Source organism: Fusibacter sp. QWL-12 (assembly GCF_058683495.1).
On sequence record NZ_CM178745.1, the window covers coordinates 2,688,950 to 2,708,752 of the forward strand.

The following is a 19,803-nucleotide window of genomic DNA, read 5'->3' on the forward strand; positions in this document are numbered from 1 at the left end:
TATGATTTCTTAATTCACTAAGATGGCCCAGAGATTAGTTTAACATGAGTATTCTATATGCTCTGTCAGTTGACAAAGATTTAGGACAAAGTTATGATAGCGTTAATAAATGAAAAGAATGGTTGTATAGTTAAGGAGAAATCATGGAACAAGGATTTCAAGTCAAGGAAAATATAAAAGAACAACTTAAGACATTACCGCAGCTTCCTGGGATCTACATTATGAAAGATCAATCAGGTGAGATAATATATGTAGGAAAGTCAAAAAATCTAAAGAATAGAGTGAGCTCTTATTTTAGAGGATTTAACTCACATCTCCCCAAAGTTCAAACGATGGTGATCAACATCAGTGAGTTTGAATACATCATCACAGATTCAGAAATGGAAGCGCTTATATTAGAAGCAAATCTAATTAAAAAGCACTTGCCTCGATTTAACATCCTTTTAAAGGATGATAAGATGTATCCTTATATCGTTGTTTCTATAGGCGAACGGTTTCCGCGTGTTTTTATGACGAGACAGCTTCCAAAAGGTAACTATAAGGTGTTCGGTCCATACACCAGCGTGGATCAAGTAAAAACTACGCTTGAAGTCATACAGACGATATTTCCAATAAGAGAATGCAGTAAAAAGATTACAGATAAAGTGGAAAGACCTTGCCTTAATTACCACATCGGAAGATGTGCTGGAGCTTGTAATCATATGATTACAGATGAGGCATACAATGTTTATATACAGAAGATTATTCGCTTTTTAGCAGGCGACAAAAATTGGCTCATAACTGAACTGAATGAAAAGATGTTGGTTTCTGCTGAAAAAATGGCATTTGAAGAGGCAGCTGAATATAGAGATAAAATCAACGCGTTACGCGCATTGAATGAAAAACAAAAAGCAATTCAAAATACCGGTAAAAATCAGGACTATATTGCTTCGTACCGATTTGAAGATCGCGCTTGTGTCATGTTGTTTCAAATTAGAGAAGGTAAAATAATCGGTAGAGAATCCTATAATCTTTCAAATGTTGAAGGTGCAAATGGCGATGAGCTAATCAGCTCATTTATCTTACAATACTATGCTGGTAACGATATGGTACCTCCGGAAATCTATCTTTCTCAACAACTTGAAAATCAGGATCTGTATAGTGAATGGCTAAGTAAGTTATGTGATTATAAAGTGACCTTTTCTGTTCCTCAGAGGGGAGATAAGAAAAAGACCATTGATTTGGTTGAAAAAAATGCTAAAGAGTACATTATGAAGTTCCAAGAAAAGATTGAAAAGGAACAACTCTTCAGCTCGCTTTCAGAAGGTGAACTTCGAGAAGCGTTAGGAATGCCTGATAATTTAAAAATTAAGCGAATTGAAGCGTTTGATATTTCAAACATATCGGGTGTTTATTCTGTCGGTAGTATGGTCGTTTTCGAGGATGGTAAAAAGAAGCGTTCAGATTACAGACGATTTAGAGTAAAGACCATTGAAGGCCCAAATGATTATGGTTCAATGCAAGAGGTTGTTTACAGACGTTATAAACGTGTATTAGAAGAAATGAAGATGGCGGAAGAGACAGGTGTATTAGGTGATAAATACAGTGGTCTTCCGGATTTAATACTCATAGACGGTGGTAAGGGGCATGTTAATGCGGCATTAGAAGTACTGAACGCCCTTAAATTATATGTTCCTGTAGCCGGTATGGTGAAGGATGACTATCATAAAACAGAGGATTTGTATTACGATGGTGATCGAAGAGGATTAAAGGCGAGAAGAAATGCATTTAAGCTCGTTTATGAAATACAAGAAGAGGTGCATCGATTTGCAATTGAGTATCATAAGTCGTTACGTTCAAAGGAAATGACACATTCTATTTTGGATGAAATAGAAGGTATTGGTGAAAAGAGAAGAATTGAACTAATGAAGCATTTTAAAACTATAGAACGTATAAGAGATGCTAGTGTCGAAGCGCTTCAAGAAGTTACAGGAATTAATGCAAAAGTCGCACAATCCATCTATGATTATTTTAGAACACCTAATAGTGAAGTCTATAACAATTTAGATGGTGAAAACGCTAACAAAGATTAATGGTGTTAGTATAATTAAAAACACGAGAATCATCGATCAGGCTTGAGATTTCAAGCCTGATTTTTTGTTTGAAAAGTGTTAAAAAAAAAACATAAAATATAAAAAAGTTTAGTTGTATACTTTGTGAACAATATATGTTATAATTCATGATGATATGGGTTAAGGAATTAACAATCTACCTTAAACCTAGTAAAATACTAGGGAATAAGGGGTTTGACATCGCGGGTTACGGTGTTAAACAAGCAATCGATAAGGAGGAACTTTTTAATGGCAAAGAACTTTTTAACTGATGAAAATTTCGAAAAGCTTCACAAAGTGATCGAAGAGCATAAAGATATGCAAGGTCCTTTGATGCCGATTCTTCATGAAGCACAACATATTTTCGGTGCAATCCCAATGGAAGTGCAAAGAGTGATCTCGGAAAAGTTAAATACACCATTAGCTGAAATTTATGGCGTAGTTACTTTCTACTCACAGTTTACACTTGAACCAAAAGGCGATTATTTAATCTCAGTATGCCTCGGTACAGCTTGCTATGTAAGAGGAGCGCAACAACTAATTGATAAAATTTCTGAGATGACAAATGTTGGTGTTGGCAAAACATCTCCAGATGGTAAATTCTCATTAGAAGCGACAAGATGCATCGGAGCATGTGGTCTTGCGCCTGTATTAACTGTAAATGAAGATGTCTATGGTCGTTTGACTTTAAATGATATCCCTGGCATCATCCAAAAATACCAAGCGAATTAAGGAGGCACAAATGAAAACATTAGCTGAATTAACACAACTTAGAGACGAAGCACTTAAAAAAGTTGATTTAAGAAAAGATCGCAAAGGTACTAGAATTGTCGTTGGTATGGCAACTTGTGGTATCGCAGCAGGTGCTCGCCCTATCTTAGCCGCTTTGATGGATGAAGTTCAAAAAAGAGGTTTGAAAGATGTAGAGATTACTCAAACAGGTTGCATTGGCGTTTGCAGACTTGAGCCACTCGTTGAAGTCTACAAAGAAGGCGGCGAAAAAGTTACTTATGTTGAATTAACAGAAGAAAAAGCGAGAAGAATCATCGCAGAACACATCGTTAATGGCAATATCGTAACTGAATTCACGATTGGTGCAGCAGAGTAATTGTAACAAACCAAATTTAGGAGGTATATCAATGGATTTCTATAGAGCACATGTCCTTGTGTGTGGTGGTACAGGTTGTGTATCCTCAGGATCAGCAACCATCGAAGAAATGTTTAATGATGCTTTAGTAGCCAAAGGCTTAGAAAAAGAAGTAAAAGTTGTAAGAACTGGTTGTTTCGGTCTTTGCGAAGCAGGTCCTATCTGTATCGTATATCCAGAAGGTTCATTCTACTCAAGAGTTGAAAAAGCAGACGTAGAAAGAATCGTTGACGAGCACTTATTAAAAGGAAGAATAGTAAAAGATCTTCTTTATGTTGATAAATTAGCAAATGTTACTGAAATTGAAACAAGTATCAATGAAGTAACTTTCTACAAAAAACAAAAACGTGTTGCACTTAAAAACTGTGGTGTAATCAACCCTGAAATCATCGAAGAGTATATCGCATTTGATGGTTACCAAGCTCTTGGTAAAGCATTAACTCAAATGACTCCGCAACAAGTTATCGATGAGATGAAAAAATCAGGTCTTCGTGGCCGTGGGGGCGGTGGTTTCCCAACAGGCTTAAAATGGGAGTTTGCTGCTAAATCAGAAGGCGATATCAAGTATGTTGCTTGTAATGCCGATGAGGGAGATCCAGGTGCATTTATGGACCGTTCTGTCCTTGAGGGTGACCCACATGCAATCATTGAAGCTATGGCAATTGCAGCTTACGCAATTGGCGCTGAAAAAGGTTATGTCTATATCCGTGCGGAGTATCCAATCGCAGTTAAGCGTTTAGGTATTGCGATTGCTCAAGCAAATGCTATGGGCTTACTCGGTAAAAATATATTTGGTACTGATTTCAATTTCGAAATGGAAATCAGATTAGGTGCTGGTGCATTCGTATGTGGTGAAGAGACTGCTCTTATCGCTTCTATCGAAGGCGAGCGTGGTATGCCAAGACCAAAGCCACCATTCCCAGCTCAAAAAGGTATCTTTGGAAAACCTACAATCATCAATAACGTTGAGACTTATGCAGTTGTGCCTCAAATTATCTTAAACGGCGCTGATTGGTTTACTTCATTCGGTACTGAAAAGTCACCAGGAACTAAGGTTTTCGCTTTAGGTGGTAAAATCAACAATACAGGTCTTGTTGAAATTCCAATGGGAACAACGCTTAAAGAAGTTATCTATGATATCGGTGGCGGTATTCCAAATGGTAGAAAATTCAAAGCTGTTCAAACGGGTGGTCCATCAGGTGGTTGTTTAACAGAAGCACATCTTGAAACACCAATCGATTTTGATACTTTAACAGCACTTGGCTCAATGATGGGTTCAGGTGGTATGATCGTTGTTGATGATACAAACTGTATGGTTGACTTCGCTAGATTCTTCCTTGACTTTACAGTAGATGAATCATGTGGTAAATGTGTACCATGTCGTGAAGGTACTAAGAGAATGCTTGAAATGCTTGAAAAAATCACTTCAGGTAACGGTACTATGGAAGATTTAACTAAATTAGAAGAATTAGCTTACTCAATAAAAGACTCATCACTTTGTGGTCTTGGACAAACTGCACCAAACCCAGTATTATCTACACTTAAGTACTTCAAAGATGAGTACATCGCTCACGTAGTTGACAAAAAATGTCCAGCTGGTATGTGTCAAGATTTATTGTCAATCGTGATCACAGATGGCTGTATTGGCTGTACTGCTTGTAAACGAGTTTGTCCAGTTGATGCTATCAGTGGCGAAGTGAAACAAAATCATGTCATCGATCAAGCAAAATGTATCAAATGTGGCGCTTGTATTCCAAAATGTCCTAAGAAAGTTATTGTTAAGCAATAGTTGGACAACAAAGATTATATGAAAGAGGTGTACTTATCGTGAGTAATGTAAGTTTATCTATAAACGGTATTCAATATGAAGTACCAAGTAACTTAACAGTATTAGAAGCTGCTAGAACAGTTGGTATCGATATTCCAACTCTTTGCTTCCTTAAAGATATCAATGAAGTTGGCGCTTGTCGTGTTTGTGTTGTTGAAGTGGAAGGTGCTAGAGCACTTCAAGCTTCATGTGTGCTTCCAGTTCGTGAAGGCATGGTAGTTAACACTAACAATACACGAGTTAGAAAAGCTAGAAAAAATACAGTAGAATTATTACTTGCTAACCATAACAGAGAGTGTACAACATGCGTAAGAAGCAAAAACTGCGAATTACAATCACTTTCTGAAGAATTAAGCATCAGAACAATCCCTTATGAAGGCGAAAAAAGAGAGCCATCTTTTGATGATCTTTCTCCTTCAATCGTAAGAGATTCAAGCAAATGTATTCTTTGCGGTCGTTGTGTAAGTGCATGTAAAAATGTTCAAGGCATTGGTATCTTAGATTTCTTAAACAGAGGCTTCAAAACAACTGTAGGTCCTGCATTTGAAATGAGCATGAAAGATGTACCATGTATTTACTGTGGTCAATGTATGGTAACTTGTCCAGTAGGTGCTTTAACAGAGAAATCTGCTATCGATAAAGTATGGGCAGCGCTTGAAGATAAATCGAAACACGTTATCGTTCAATCAGCTCCAGCAGTAAGAGCAGCACTAGGTGAAGAGTTTGGATACCCAATTGGAACAAATGTAACTGGTAAATTAGCTACAGCGTTAAGAAGACTTGGCTTTGACAAGATTTTCGATACAAACTGGGCAGCTGACGTTACAATTATGGAAGAGGGTACAGAGTTACTTCACAGACTACAAAACGGTGGCGTTTTACCAATGATCACATCATGTTCGCCAGGTTGGGTAAGATATATCGAGTTTAACTATCCAGATCTTTTACCACACCTTTCAACATGTAAATCACCACAAAATATGTTTGGTGCATTAGCAAAAAGCTACTACGCTGAAAAACACGGTATCGATCCAAAAGATATCCTCGTAATTTCAGTAATGCCATGTACTTCTAAAAAATCTGAGATCGTAAGACCAGAGCTTGAAGTTAATGGATATAGAGACGTAGATGTATCAATTACAACTCGTGAACTTGCATTGATGATTAAAGAAGCTAGACTTGAGTTTGATAAATTAGAAGAAGGTACTTTTGATGCATTCATGGGCGACTATTCAGGCGCTGGTGTAATCTTCGGAGCGACAGGCGGCGTTATGGAAGCAGCGATCAGAACCGTTGCTGACGTATTAAGCGGTCAAGATCTTGAAAACGTTGACTATACTGCAGTTCGTGGTATTGAAGGTATCAAAGAAGCTACGGTTAATGTTGCTGGTATGGATATTAAGGTTGCTGTTGCTCACAATACAACAAATGCGGGTATCTTACTTGATAAAATCAAAAATGGCGAAGCAGATTACCACTTTATCGAAGTTATGGCTTGTCCAGGCGGTTGTGTAAATGGTGGTGGACAGCCAATTCAACCAGCTAACGTTAGAAATGTAATCGATATAAGAGCAGAAAGAGCAAAAGCACTTTATTCAGAAGATGCTGCTTTAACTGTAAGAAAATCTCATAAAAATCCAGAGATCAAACGCTTATACGATGAGTATCTTGGCAAACCAAATAGCCATAAAGCGCATGAATTACTTCATACGCACTATGTTGCTAGAGAAAAATTCCCATTAAACAAATAATTATAAATCATGGTCAAACCTTGACTATGACAAGTAATCGTTAAATCACCTGCAATTATATGGCGACATGTAATTGCAGGTTTTTTATTTAGCCACAATCTCGCTTGTGGTAAAATCTGAAGGCTCGATGCCTGAAGATTTTTAATAATCATTGAAGGCTTTTAATTTAGTGCGGTTAAGTGTTTGATATATAAGTAAATGCTTATTGAGTTTGATAGACGTATATCAAATGGCACTGAGATAGGACTTTAACTATAGTAAAGGAAGGCAAAATAGTTTAAAATGATAATGTACGTATATTAATAATGAGGAGCAAAACATGTCCAACAAGAAACCTTTAGTTATCTCTATAGAAGGTGGAGACGGTGCTGGTAAATCAACTGTTATTGAGCAGATTGCGGTTTATTTTCAAGAATTGAGTCTACCCTTTATCATTACAAGAGAACCAGGTGGCGTTAGAATTTCAGAACAAATTCGAAACATCACCTTAGATAAAAATTTACCAGAAATGGATGTAAGAACAGAAGCGCTTTTGTTTGCAGCAGCTAGAAGACAACATTTGGTTGAAAAAGTCAAACCTGCTGTTGAACAAGGCAAGTTGGTGATTATCGATCGATTTGTCGATTCATCTATGGTTTACCAAGGCTATGTTAGAGGCATTGGCATAGATGAGGTTTATAATATGAACTTATTTGCTACTGAAGGCTTTTTACCTGATTTGACATTGTATCTAGATGTTGATCCCAAAGTAGGCTTAGATCGTATTGCACAAAACCCAGACCGTGAAATCAATAAGCTTGATTTAGAAGGGCTTCACTTTCATGAACGCGTAAGAGAAGGCTATCTAAGCTTAGTTGAACGCTTTCCAAAACGTATTGTTACGATTGATGCCAATCAGTCAGTAGAAGCGGTCACAAAAGCTGTAATAAAAGAAATTGAACTCAGAATGTAAAGATGCTATAATGTAAGTGTTAATTGTTAAATAATTAACTTTTGAGTTATAGGAGGCAATGATGCACTTAAAATACATCAAAGAAATAATTAAAGCAGATGTTTTAGCATATGAACCTGGTCTAGAACTTGAGATCAATACAGCTTTTGGCTCAGATTTAATGAGTGATGTGTTAGCTTATGTAGAAGATGACACTTTATTGATTACAGGTCTGACGAATCAACAGGTTATCAGAACAGCTGAGATGCTTGATCTAAAGGCAATCCTCTTTGTAAGAGGGAAAAAACCATGTAATGAAATGATCAACCTAGCAGAAGACAAAAAAATACTGCTAATGTCAACAAGAGAGTCTTTATTTACCGTTTCAGGAATACTATATAACAATGGATTAAGAGGTATATCCATTTAATCAGTCAACCGTAATACTAATCTGCAGAGGCAAGGGGATCTGAGATTTATGAACGCCTATATGAGAAATGAATCAAATGTTGCTATGAAACTTCACTATGATATATTAAAAGATGATTTTTCAAGAGCTGGTGAGGCTTCAAGTAAGATTAAGAATATGCTTAGACAATTGGCTATTGATGCAAATATTCTTAGGAGAATTGCAATTGCAACTTATGAAGCAGAAATTAATTTAGTTATTCACTCGTTGGGTGGTACGATTGACGTATACATAAAGCCCGACTGTATCGAAATATACGTTGAAGATGTTGGCCCAGGAATTGAAAATATTGATCTTGCAATGACAAAGGGGTTTTCGACTGCCACTGCTGTTGCAAGAGAAATGGGGTTTGGCGCAGGTATGGGCTTGCCAAACATGGAAAAAGTGAGCGACGAGTTTATCATTGAATCAACTTTTGGCGTTGGTACACAAATTAAGATGGTCGTCACCTACTAATCAGTCCTCACTTGGAGGTAATAATGAGAGAATACTGGCATTCAGTAGTGCTCGAAAAAGACTACTGTAATGGATGCACACACTGTCTTGATCGATGTCCGACACAAGCCATTAGAATCATCGACGGTAAAGCACGAATCATTCAAGATCGTTGCATTGATTGTGGGGAATGCTTAAGAGTATGTCCTTACCATGCAAAAGGCGCACTTGTCAGTTCAATAGATACTCTGAACAATTACAAGTACACAGTTGCCCTTCCTTCGATTTCTTTTTATGGTCAATTTGCGGAAGAGTACGATACGAACAAGGTTTACAATGCATTGTTGAAATTAGGCTTTGATGAAGTGTACGATACGGCACATGCTGCTGAAATTTTAGCGGTTTATGAGAAATCAATGCTAGAAAAGGAACATATCAATAAACCCTTAATATCGACGTATTGCCCTGTAATTACGCGCCTCATTCAAATTAAGTATCCGGCTTTAATTGATCATATCATTAAACTTGAAGCGCCTATGGAAATCGCTGCAAGACATGTGAGAAGAAGATTGATACAAGAAGGCTATGCGGATGATGAAATCGGTATCATATATATTTCACCTTGTCCGGCAAAGATCACAAGTATAAAAAATCCAATTGGGATAGATAAATCAAGTATTGATGAAGCCGTTTCCACTGAAGAAATCTATTACAAAGTCATGAAAATCATCGATAAGGTAACGGACATAAAACCGCTTCAACGCTCAACTGGAAAAGGGATTGGTTGGGCAAGGGTTGGCGGACAAAGCTATGCGATGGAAATTGACGATTATATTGCAGTTGATGGTATTGACGAAGTCATAAAAGTGCTTGAGTCAATGGAAATTGGAAAACTCAACTCCTTAGATTTCTTTGAAGGCTATGCGTGTGTAAACGGATGCGTTGGAGGACCTTTAAATGTTGAAAACACATTTATTGGAAAAAATCGCGTTAGAAAATTAACAAAAAAATATGGTATGGATGTACCTGTAAACATTGATATTGATTTAATACCAGAAAATATGGAGTGGGATACACCTATTAAACCAATGCCGATTTTTAAATTAGATACGGATTTCAAACGAGCACTAGAAAAAATGGCAAAAATTGAAGAGTATACGCAGATGTTACCAGGTATCAATTGTGGTGCCTGTGGTGCACCTAACTGTAGAGTTCTCGCTGAGGACATCGTCAGTGGCAATGCAAAGCTAGAGGATTGTGTCTTGTTAAAAACTCAGTCTAAAGGCTAATGTTGATTCATAGAATTTATAAATTATAATTTTAGGCTGAGGAGTATAGAGATGTTTGTTAAAGAATTGATTGAGAAGTTTGGTTTTAAACACTTATCAGGAGAAAATTTAGATAGAAAAATTGAAAATGCATACTCTTGTGATTTATTGAGCTGGGTAATGGCTAAGGGTAAACATGATACAGCTTGGATAACCGTTCAAACACATAACAACATATTGGCAGTTGCTTCATTATTAGACTTTGCTTGTATTATTATTCCAGAAGGGATTAAAGTTGAACAAGAAATTTTAGAAAAAGCAAATGAGCAAGAAGTTGTTATTTTATCAACAGAGCTAGATTCTTTTGAGATTTTTAAGATTTTATATGAAGCTGGAGTAAAATAGTGAAACTTTACTATGATTTGCACATACACTCATGTCTATCTCCATGTGGTAGTGAGGATATGACGCCTAATAATATTGTGGGAATGGCGCACATTAAAGGATTAGACATAATTGCAGTGACAGATCACAACGCTTGTGACAATCTAGTAGCGATTGCTCAAGTGGCTGAAAAATTTGACATTTTGTTGGTTCCAGGTATGGAAATTCAAACAAAAGAAGAGGTTCATGTACTCTGCTACTTTAGAAGTTTATCTGATCTTTTAGGATTTAATGAAGTTTTAGCAGCTTATAGGACACCAATACTGAATAAGCCTAAACTATTTGGACATCAACTCATATTAAATGATAATGATGAACAAACAGGAGAAGAGTTAAGAGCACTAATGATGTCGGTAGATTTATCTATTGAAGCGGTTAAAGCTTTAGTAGAAAAGCATTTTGGATGTGTCGTTCCAGCACACATAAACAAAGCGTCAAATAGCATACTCGTCAATTTAGGATTCATACCAGAATCATTAGGATTTAAAACCGTTGAAGTACATCTCAACAGTCCAATATCAGAAGGGTTGACGAAAGATTTTCAAGTTATTTATAATTCAGATGCACATTATTTAGAACAAATCAGCGAGCCCATTCATTCTATGGATTTATCGGAAAGAAGTTGTTCAGCAGTAATTGATTATTTATTGGGGAAGGTATTATGAGGGAGCTTTCTTTACACATTTTGGATATTGCACAAAATTCAATTTCAGCTAAAGCAGAGTGTTTAAGAATCGTTGTAATTGAAGATATGGCGACAGATCGGTTGACGATTAAAATTAAAGACGATGGCATTGGAATGGATGCAGAGACTGTTAGAAGGGTAATTGATCCTTTTTATACGACTCGTACGACGCGAAAGGTTGGATTGGGTATACCGCTTTTTAAGTCTTCAGCAGAACAATGTGGTGGTTATTTCGAAATCAAATCACAACTTGGAGCTGGAACTGAAATCACTGCAGTCTTCAAGCACAGTCATATTGATCGTGTGCCACTTGGAGATATGCCGGAAACATTAGTGACGATTATCAATGCCTGTGAATCTATGGATATGATTTACACGCACACAGTAAATAATGAGACGTTTACCTTAAATACAAAAGAAATTAGAAAGTTGTTAGATGGGGTTCCGATTAATAATCTTGACGTCATCACATGGTTAAGAGAGTATATAACAGAAGGTCTTCAAGAAATCAAGGGTGTGCAATAGTACACCCTCTTTACATTTTGTTTTCAATTGTGATATGGTTAATTAATAAAGAGGATAAGAGGTGCCGCTTTGAACCTAAAGAAAATGGGTATAAAGGTATTACTATTTACTATAGTATTAATTGTGATAACAAAAAATATACAGATAGACCCCTATATTCGAACTGCACTAAGTGTATTTGGAATTGGATCTGGTTTAATGCTGATGTTTTTAGACAGCTATCGTCATTACGGCGACTAATTTTGAAAGAGGCAGATTATGATAAGTTGGAAAAAATGGCTATCCACAGGATTAATTATAGCAGGTTTAGGGATCGCTGCTTTCCCAATTGCTGACAAATTATATGCTGATTATTGGCAAAACAAGTTACTTGAAGCATATGACAGTCAATTGACATTAAATGAAGAAGCAGATCAACAAGCCGAGGCAGATTTTCTTGCTTTACAGGCAATTTATGAAGCTAGTGATGCGATAGAAGCGAGTGAGGAAGAAACGACAGTTGAAACATCTACAGATGTGACAGAATCAATAGAGGCATCGACGGAAGCAACAACAGAAAAAGCGAAAACTGTAGACAAAAGTGTTATTGGGAAAATTAAAATATCCAAAATCAATTTGATAATGCCGATCCTAATGGGTGCAACAGATAAAAATTTGAATAGAGGAGCTGCTGTAATTGCAGGCACTTCAGAGTTTGGTGAAATCGGAAATGTAGGTATAGCGGGACATAGAGGTAGATCATATGGCTTGTTTTTTAATCGATTGGACGAGTTAGGTAAAGGCGACATCATTGAAATCACTACAGATAATAAGGTCTATAAGTACACCGTATATGAGACCCTTATCGTAGAGCCAACTGAAATTTCTGTATTATATAAAAATAATGAAGATAAAATTTTAACCTTGGTTACCTGTGATCCTGTAAAGAACCCAACGCATCGTTTAATCATACACGCTTTACAAAATCCATAAAAAGTCGTAATGTTTTTGTAATTGTACAAAATTAGAAGTGTGGTATACTATTAGCATAGAAGTAAATATTCTGTGAAGAGATGTCTTTTCACGACAAAGGCAAACCATCGGAAACGATGGGACGCAAAACTATAGGGCCTTTCCGAAAGGAGTGGCAGCCAGTCGCCGAATGAGGAGATTTTCTATTTTTTGAAAATTTCATTACGTGAAACGAACCTCTCACCGATAACGGCAAACCATTGGAAACGATGGGACGCAAAGCTATAGGGCCTTTCCATAAGGAATGGCAGCCTAGCTACCGAAGGGAGAGAAACATGAAAAAAATATTGAGTTTATTAGTGATGACAGTTGTTTTGGTCAGTGCATCGTTTACCAGTTTTGGTGCAACTCAAACCATTCAAGCAGATTTGGCAACAGGAATCGTAAACGTTGAATATAGCACATTAAGTAGCAGTAAAATTTTATTGTTAGTTGAAAAAGATGGTCAAAGATACTCTTATCCAATCGTTGACACAGATGTTAATCAATTTCCGTTACAACTTGGAAATGGCACTTACACAGTGAGATTGATGCAAAATACCACTGGAAATAGTTACAAAGAGCTTACTAAAACATCGGTTACGTTAAATTTGGCAAACTCTAATGTCGTATATCTTAATTCAATTCAAGATATAGAATGGAATGAAGATACACTAGCTGTACAAAAGGCATATGAGCTCACAAAAAATTTAACTTCTGATGATGCAAAAGTAAAAGCGATTTATAACTATATTACCAAAAACTATAAATACGATTATAATAAAGCTAAAACTGTAACTAGTGGTTACTTCCCAAATGTTGATAGTACATTTGCTTCAAAAAATGGCATTTGTTATGATTATTCGGCATTATTCGCTGCAATGACAAGAAGTGTTGGGATTCCTACGAAACTTGTAAAAGGTTACTCAACGAATACTGGTGATGTCTATCATGCATGGAATGAAGTCTATATTAATGGTACTTGGAAAACAGTAGATACGACAGTTGATGCATCTTATGTTCAAGCAAATAAAACGGTATCTATGTATAAATTAGCAAAAGAATATAGTGTTTCAAAAGTTTATTAAGCCTTCTTAACTGTTCTGTAGGTAACTGCAGTGCAGTTTTTTTATTGATCACACATTTTTGTGGTAAAATCTGAGGATTTGATGTCCGAAGATTTTTATTTTTTTGTCTTTTTTTAAAATTATGATATCTTTTACAACAAAAATAAGATATTATTATAAGGTTGAATATTACGCTTTATTAGTTTAGGAGATATAAATGTTAAAAAACAAAGGCATCATCAATATTGCGGTTATCGCTCACGTTGATGCAGGAAAGTCAACTTTAGTTGACGCATTTTTAAATCAAAGCAATGTTTTTAGAGCAAATGAGTTCGTGCCAGAATGTGTTATGGACAGTAATGATTTGGAAAGAGAAAGAGGCATCACCATTTACTCAAAAAACTGTTCTATTATGTACAATGATTACAAGATCAATATTGTAGATACACCGGGCCATGCTGACTTCTCGTCAGAGGTAGAAAGAATAATGAAAACGGTTGATACCGTAATCTTATTGGTTGACTCTAGTGAAGGGCCTATGCCACAAACTAGATTTGTTCTTAAAAAATCTCTGGAAAGAGGTTTGAGACCAATTTTATTTATAAACAAAATAGATAAGAAAGATCAAAGAGCAGAAGAAGTCGTCGATTTAACCTTCGATTTGTTTGTTGAGTTAAATGCTGACGATCATCAGCTTGAGTTTCCTATCGTGTATGGAATCGCTAAGGAAGGTATTGCGAAGTTAAGTATGGAAGATGAAAGTACTGACTTATCACCTTTGTTTGAAACTATTCTAAACCACGTTGAGCCTTATCGTGACAGCTCTGATGAAGCATTACAATTACAAATTTCTTCACTTGATTATGACGAATATGTCGGAAGACTGGGAATTGGTAGATTGATTAGAGGTACAATCAAGCAAGGCGATCAAGTGATGATTAGTAAAAGAGATAATACGCAACAGCGAGCGAAAGTTTCTAAGTTGTATGTCTATCAAGGTCTTTCAAAGGTGGAAGTGACTGAAGCATACGCAGGGGATATGGTCGTTATAGCGGGTATACAAGATATTTCAATCGGTGAAACGATTTGTGATCCAGATAAAGTGGAAGCATTACCTATGATCGAAATCGAAGAGCCAACCCTCTCAATGAACTTTTTAATCAATGACTCACCATTTTGCGGTAGAAGTGGAAAGTTTGTAACGAACAGACACTTAAAAAGCAGATTGGACAAAGAGTTGGAAGTTAATGTTGGCTTAAGAGTAGATGCGCTAGATTCTGTTCAAGATGGTTATCGCGTATCTGGTCGTGGCGAACTTCACCTATCGATTCTTTTAGAGAATATGAGACGTGAAGGCTATGAAGTTGCAGTGTCAAAACCTCAAGTACTTATGAAAATGATAGATGGCCAAAAATACGAACCGATTGAACGCGTTATTGCGATCGTACCGGATGAGTATTCAGGTGCTGTTATTTCAGAACTTAGCTTAAGAAAAGGCTTGCTAGATGGCATGCATTCTGAGGATGGATTTACTAGATCTGAGTTTTTAGTACCTACTCGAGGTCTTCTTGGATATAGAAGTGAGTTCATCAATGTTACTAGAGGAGAGGGCGTTCTGCTCAGATCATTCTTTGAATTCCAACCATATAGAGGCGAAATACCTAAGAGAAGTAACGGTGTTCTAATCTCTCAACAAGGTGGCGTAGCGATGGCGTATTCCTTATTTAACTTATCTGATCGTGCAACGATGATGATTGATGCAGGAACGGAAGTGTATGAAGGTATGATCATTGGTATCAATTCGAGAAAAGAAGACATGGTTGTCAATCCGACAAAGAACAAGAAATTAACCAATACTAGAGCATCTGGTTCTGATGATGCAATCAAGCTATTACCACCAAAAGTATTTAATATGGAAGAAGCACTTACTTTCATAGAAGATGATGAATTGCTTGAAATCACACCAGATTCATTAAGAATGAGAAAAAGAATTCTTAATGAAACAGATCGTGTAAGATATAGAAATAAAATGAATAAAGAGTTAGAAGCTCAAGAAGTCGTTTAAGACTTAAATCCCTGTTCTAAGAACAGGGATTTTTTATATCCAAAAACGTGTTCGTAATGATATCAGATGATTAAAAAAAGAATGGTAATAATTGACAATTTTAAACTATAGATGTAAAATAATACCAAACGAAATGTAAAATAATGGTATTCGGAGGCGAAATGACATCTCTTGAACTCGTGATTATAATTCCACTAATTTTATTTTTATTAATGGCTGGTATGATGCTTGTATTTTATGTGCAATCTATTGGCATTGAAATGATATTTCAATCAAGAATCTTTTTAGAGAGTACTGCGACGCATGCAAGTATGAATACATATGAATTTCAAAACGCCAACTTCATCTCAATGCATAATATTGGAGTAGGGAAAATGTATGAGTCAAATACTGAGCTAGAACAGATCAATCCATATAAGTTTCCTGGATTAAACGAACGCTACGCTATAGTGCACCGTTTTTCTTATATCAGTTACAATAGAGGGGTTATTGCAACCTTGAATGAAGCATCTAAGATTTTCGGTGGAGGATGGCAAATTCATGAGACAGAGTAAATCAAAGAGACAGAGTAAATCAAAGAGACAGAGTAAATCAATGGCCTACTTTCAAACTCAAGAGGGTGCAATTTCAATTTTTATGGTCATATTGATTCCAGTCATTATAATCGGTAGTTTATTAATATTCCAATTGGTAGATAGCTATAAAAGAGAGAATGATATGCAGAAAGTTGCACATGCAGCGAGTGACGGCATATTGTCAAAATATAGTGAGGTTATGATGTCACAGTTTGGGATGCTGGCATCGCCAACGGATCAACCGTTTGAAAATATTGTACAAAAATACGCTGCTTTAAATGGTGTAAGCGAAACTGGCTATCCGCCAGAGGTTGACATTACTTTTGATAGAATTTCATCGCCAGAACACTTCAGTAAAGCGCTTAAGCAAGCGGCTGTTAGTTCTAAATGCATCTCACTTGTGGATTATGGAACGACACTTCTTGAGCAAAATAAGGCATATGCAAAGCTGCAGTCGAATGTAAAAACCCTTCAAAGCTATGAAAAAAAAGTTTTTGAATGGCTGGATTTCGAAACGGTAGAAGACAGGCTGAAGTCTATAAATGCATTTGGGTCAATTTCGGATATACAAAATCATATTAGTCAGCTTGAGCAAGAGATTCATTCAGCCAATTTACTTTTTGAAGTGGACTATCAAGAATTGGCATTCCAGCTTGAGTCGCTACAGTCAAACGATGATAATAGTGATACAACTACCTTTTATGCGAATATGAAAGATAATTATAGCGAAGGCAAGGTGGATTTCAATCTTAAAATAGATCAAATAACGGATATTCTCAATTCTGTTTCACAAAATGCAAATACAGTTTCAGAAGTTGAATCGAGCATAGGAGAAAATCTAAATAAAATAGATCTCTATACTAAGGAAGTAAGAGAGCTTTATGAATCAATAAAGAGACTTGAAAATGAAGAAAATGAAGAAAATGAAGGGGAGAATGAGATATTAATTGCACTTTTTACTGATAAAATTGAACAGATAGAAGTGGCGTTGAGCAAACTACGTGAAGAAAACGATCGGTTATCACAAGTAAGCAAAGAAATAAGACAGGAAATCGATGCTAAATTGAATCAGTTTATCATAAATCATCAAAAGTCGCTTTATTTGAAAATTCTAGATGCAATAACCAAACTTGATGAGCTCTTTAAAAGCGTTACAATTGAGGATGTTTCACTTGAATTAAATGAGTCCATTGACTACAGAAACCATGAAGGTGTAATCAATTATGACTTAACTACGAAAATTCTTGTCTCAGAATACTTACTTTCAATTTTTAATAGCTTTGACCAGAATTGTCCTAGAAAAATTCCTTATGGAGAGCGATTAAATGTGGAACGTTCCATTCAAGGCGAGATTGAATTCATATTAACGGGATTGCATCATCAAAGACAGAGCTTGGCTGAAATAAGATTGAAAATATTAGGTATTCGCGTACCGTTTAATTTGGTTTCTCTCATTCAATCAAAATCTCAAATGAATCAGATCAATGTGCTAACTGCGTCGATACCACAACCATGGCGAATTTTTGCTTATTCGGGTGCGATTGCATTATGGTCGACAGCAGAATCTTATACAGACGTTAACGAATTGTTAAAAGGAAATGCCATCCCAATGATTAAGAGAAGTGAAGAATGGCATACGAGCTTAAATGGTTTATTGTCTCAAGACAGTGCCATAGATGACAAAAATACATCTGAAAGTCATAGTAAAACGCAATATGGTATTTATTATATGGATTACTTAAGATTGCTACTATATATGCAAGATGAATCTAAGACTGTTAATAGAGCTATGTCATTATTTGCACTTGAACTCTATGGATTGGAGAAAAAAAGTACTTTAGACGATTATTCTATAGGTCACCAACTTCAAATCGCTTGGGAAGATAATAGTGGATTTCATCATCAGATGAGACAGTATGTCCTTGTCAATCAGCTAACGGAATAAGAGGTGCTTGTGAAAAAATCTAAAGCGAGTGTGACCATTGAGGCGGCTCTTGTAATTACCATATCGATGATTCTCATAATTACATTGGTTGGATCAATTTTGAGTTTGTATATAGATGAACAGCTCGAGTTTGCATTTTTAAATGCTAAGAATGAACTAGAAGTTGCCAGTATGCCCTTTATTGGACACGAAAAAGTCATCCGAAGAACGATTAATGAAGCGATACTGTCCGAGATAGGCGCATGGCTCTATAATAGGGAATTAGAGAAGTTTGAAATCGATCAACTCATTCATAATTTAAAGGTGGAAGTTACTTTTGATGACCTGGGAATGGGACAATATAAGCTTGCCTACGATTATACATTGCCGACTTTTTTAGGTAGACATCAGTTTGCGCTTCCATTTTCACCAGCCGTTTATTCAGATGGTGATCAGAGAACAAACAAGACCGTATTTATCACCACCTATGGTGAAAGATTTCATAGATCAGAATGCCACTATCTTAGAAAGAGTAAGTTTGGGATCTCAATTGATAAAGCACGCGAGGAAGGCTATACGCCCTGTAAGGTTTGCTATCCTAACGAACCTATTGTTAATTAAAGGAGTAAATAGAATGCACAAAGATTTCTTAATTAAGTCTAAAATGAATGTGAAATCAAACACGAAATCAAAAGGTATTAATGCACTTTCCAATAATTGCTTTTCCAATATAAGAGTGGAGTCGAAAACAGGTTTGACTGTCATTGAAAAGTTTGTACACATCAATAGAGGACTAAATGAAATTTCTATTTTATCGAAGCTCAATCAAGCGATGTTCAATGGATTTCCTGTCATGTATGGCTATGAAATTATAGGAGATCTCATGAAAATTACCTGTCAGTACATTAAAGGAAAAACCCTGAGACAGTGGTTAGATATGCAAAATGAAAAACAAAAGCTGATTAATGCATTTGGTCTGGTTTTTGAAAATGCAACGAGAACCTTGTTTGCCTTGCATGATGCAGGTGTATTACATTTGGATATCAAGCCTGAAAACATTATTATAGATGATTACTATCATGTATACTTGATCGATTTTTCATTATCATCAACTTATGAAGATCGGCATCTTATAAAAGAATCATCAGGAACTTTTCATTATTTATCACCAGAAATGATGTTGCAATTTCAACGCATTGATTATGAGAGTGACTTTTTTAGTTTAGGAAAATCGCTTCTAGAAATCATACGTAAGAATGAAAGACGTATTTCAGATGAGCATTTGAAAGCGCTTTTAAAACTTTGCCAAATTGATCCAAATAAAAGAAAAAATAATATGAAGGATTTGAGAAAAACACTTGCATAAAATAGTATTATCGTATACAATTTAGATAAAGGATAATTGTATACAGTAATACGTTTTGGAGGTGGCTTATGAAGGAAGCAGTAAAAGAAAATCAATTTGACGTTACGTATTGTAAAAGATGTGGCGATGAAAAGAAAGTGAATAAGTTTGGTCTTTGTAAGTCTTGTGAATCAGAAGTGGATTATGAGTATGCAATGATGTATGAAACTAAAACTAAGGAATAGAAAAAGACTAGAGCAAAAT

21 protein-coding genes and 2 riboswitches are annotated in these 19,803 nt (G+C 36.0%); all 21 genes read left to right on the forward strand.

Translation table 11 applies throughout. The features are described from left to right. The first annotated feature begins 143 nt into the window (after positions 1–143). The 21 genes from uvrC to AC4PID_RS13025 all read left to right on the forward strand — a co-directional run bounded on the left by uvrC (position 144) and on the right by AC4PID_RS13025 (position 19,784). Positions 144–2,072: an excinuclease ABC subunit UvrC gene (uvrC, locus tag AC4PID_RS12925; protein ID WP_492132420.1), complete on the forward strand. Its 1,929-nt coding sequence runs from the start codon at positions 144–146 to the stop codon at positions 2,070–2,072. 267 nt (positions 2,073–2,339) lie between these two features. Beyond that, positions 2,340–2,822, forward strand: a complete 483-nt coding sequence (locus AC4PID_RS12930; RefSeq protein WP_492132421.1) for an NADH-quinone oxidoreductase subunit NuoE family protein — start codon at positions 2,340–2,342, stop codon at positions 2,820–2,822. Positions 2,823–2,832: 10 nt separating this feature from the next. Beyond that, positions 2,833–3,198 carry a (2Fe-2S) ferredoxin domain-containing protein gene (locus AC4PID_RS12935; protein ID WP_492132422.1) on the forward strand — a complete coding sequence of 122 codons (366 nt, stop codon included), beginning with the start codon at positions 2,833–2,835 and terminating at the stop codon, positions 3,196–3,198. Between the two features lie 31 nt (positions 3,199–3,229). Further along, entirely contained in the window at positions 3,230–5,026 is a 1,797-nt protein-coding gene (gene nuoF / locus AC4PID_RS12940; RefSeq protein WP_492132423.1) for an NADH-quinone oxidoreductase subunit NuoF, read from the forward strand. A gap of 38 nt (positions 5,027–5,064) precedes the next feature. After that, complete coding sequence (locus AC4PID_RS12945; protein WP_492132424.1) at positions 5,065–6,816, forward strand: NADH-dependent [FeFe] hydrogenase, group A6; 1,752 nt, start codon at positions 5,065–5,067, stop codon at positions 6,814–6,816. Positions 6,817–7,135: 319 nt separating this feature from the next. After that, complete coding sequence (gene tmk / locus AC4PID_RS12950) at positions 7,136–7,768, forward strand: dTMP kinase (protein ID WP_492132425.1); 633 nt, start codon at positions 7,136–7,138, stop codon at positions 7,766–7,768. A 61-nt stretch (positions 7,769–7,829) separates the two neighbouring features. Further along, a complete protein-coding gene (locus AC4PID_RS12955) occupies positions 7,830–8,177 on the forward strand; it encodes a DRTGG domain-containing protein (RefSeq protein WP_492132426.1) in 348 nt (115 codons plus the stop codon). Between the two features lie 48 nt (positions 8,178–8,225). Further along, complete coding sequence (locus AC4PID_RS12960) at positions 8,226–8,672, forward strand: ATP-binding protein (protein WP_492132427.1); 447 nt, start codon at positions 8,226–8,228, stop codon at positions 8,670–8,672. Between the two features lie 23 nt (positions 8,673–8,695). Continuing rightward, complete coding sequence (locus tag AC4PID_RS12965) at positions 8,696–9,940, forward strand: [Fe-Fe] hydrogenase large subunit C-terminal domain-containing protein (protein ID WP_492132428.1); 1,245 nt, start codon at positions 8,696–8,698, stop codon at positions 9,938–9,940. 51 nt (positions 9,941–9,991) lie between these two features. Further along, positions 9,992–10,324 carry a DRTGG domain-containing protein gene (locus AC4PID_RS12970; RefSeq protein ID WP_492132429.1) on the forward strand — a complete coding sequence of 111 codons (333 nt, stop codon included), beginning with the start codon at positions 9,992–9,994 and terminating at the stop codon, positions 10,322–10,324. Further along, a complete protein-coding gene (locus AC4PID_RS12975) occupies positions 10,324–11,028 on the forward strand; it encodes a PHP domain-containing protein (protein ID WP_492132430.1) in 705 nt (234 codons plus the stop codon). The genes AC4PID_RS12970 and AC4PID_RS12975 overlap by 1 nt, the downstream gene beginning before the upstream one ends. Next, positions 11,025–11,573 carry an ATP-binding protein gene (locus AC4PID_RS12980; protein WP_492132431.1) on the forward strand — a complete coding sequence of 183 codons (549 nt, stop codon included), beginning with the start codon at positions 11,025–11,027 and terminating at the stop codon, positions 11,571–11,573. Before AC4PID_RS12975 ends, AC4PID_RS12980 begins: the two co-directional genes overlap by 4 nt. A 69-nt stretch (positions 11,574–11,642) precedes the next feature. Next, positions 11,643–11,813 carry a hypothetical protein gene (locus AC4PID_RS12985; protein ID WP_492132432.1) on the forward strand — a complete coding sequence of 57 codons (171 nt, stop codon included), beginning with the start codon at positions 11,643–11,645 and terminating at the stop codon, positions 11,811–11,813. A gap of 18 nt (positions 11,814–11,831) precedes the next feature. Further along, on the forward strand, positions 11,832–12,545 hold the full coding sequence (locus AC4PID_RS12990) for a class D sortase (protein WP_492132433.1): 714 nt from the start codon (positions 11,832–11,834) through the stop codon (positions 12,543–12,545). Positions 12,546–12,633: 88 nt separating this feature from the next. Further along, positions 12,634–12,715: riboswitch (cyclic di-GMP riboswitch) on the forward strand. Between the two features lie 50 nt (positions 12,716–12,765). After that, a riboswitch (cyclic di-GMP riboswitch) is annotated at positions 12,766–12,848 on the forward strand. 11 nt (positions 12,849–12,859) lie between these two features. Then, positions 12,860–13,651: a transglutaminase-like domain-containing protein gene (locus tag AC4PID_RS12995; RefSeq protein ID WP_492132434.1), complete on the forward strand. Its 792-nt coding sequence runs from the start codon at positions 12,860–12,862 to the stop codon at positions 13,649–13,651. Positions 13,652–13,847: 196 nt separating this feature from the next. Further along, positions 13,848–15,695 (forward strand): translational GTPase TypA, encoded by a 1,848-nt coding sequence (typA, locus tag AC4PID_RS13000; RefSeq protein ID WP_492132435.1) that lies wholly within the window; start codon positions 13,848–13,850, stop codon positions 15,693–15,695. Between the two features lie 161 nt (positions 15,696–15,856). Beyond that, positions 15,857–16,249 carry a hypothetical protein gene (locus AC4PID_RS13005; protein WP_492132436.1) on the forward strand — a complete coding sequence of 131 codons (393 nt, stop codon included), beginning with the start codon at positions 15,857–15,859 and terminating at the stop codon, positions 16,247–16,249. Then, positions 16,236–18,215, forward strand: coding sequence for a DUF5702 domain-containing protein (locus AC4PID_RS13010; RefSeq protein ID WP_492132437.1), 1,980 nt, complete (start codon positions 16,236–16,238; stop codon positions 18,213–18,215). The genes AC4PID_RS13005 and AC4PID_RS13010 overlap by 14 nt, the downstream gene beginning before the upstream one ends. 9 nt (positions 18,216–18,224) lie before the next feature. Continuing rightward, positions 18,225–18,815 (forward strand): hypothetical protein, encoded by a 591-nt coding sequence (locus AC4PID_RS13015; protein WP_492132438.1) that lies wholly within the window; start codon positions 18,225–18,227, stop codon positions 18,813–18,815. A gap of 13 nt (positions 18,816–18,828) precedes the next feature. Further along, positions 18,829–19,560 (forward strand): protein kinase domain-containing protein, encoded by a 732-nt coding sequence (locus AC4PID_RS13020; RefSeq protein WP_492132439.1) that lies wholly within the window; start codon positions 18,829–18,831, stop codon positions 19,558–19,560. Between the two features lie 68 nt (positions 19,561–19,628). Further along, positions 19,629–19,784: a hypothetical protein gene (locus tag AC4PID_RS13025; RefSeq protein ID WP_492132440.1), complete on the forward strand. Its 156-nt coding sequence runs from the start codon at positions 19,629–19,631 to the stop codon at positions 19,782–19,784. Positions 19,785–19,803: the final 19 nt, after the last annotated feature.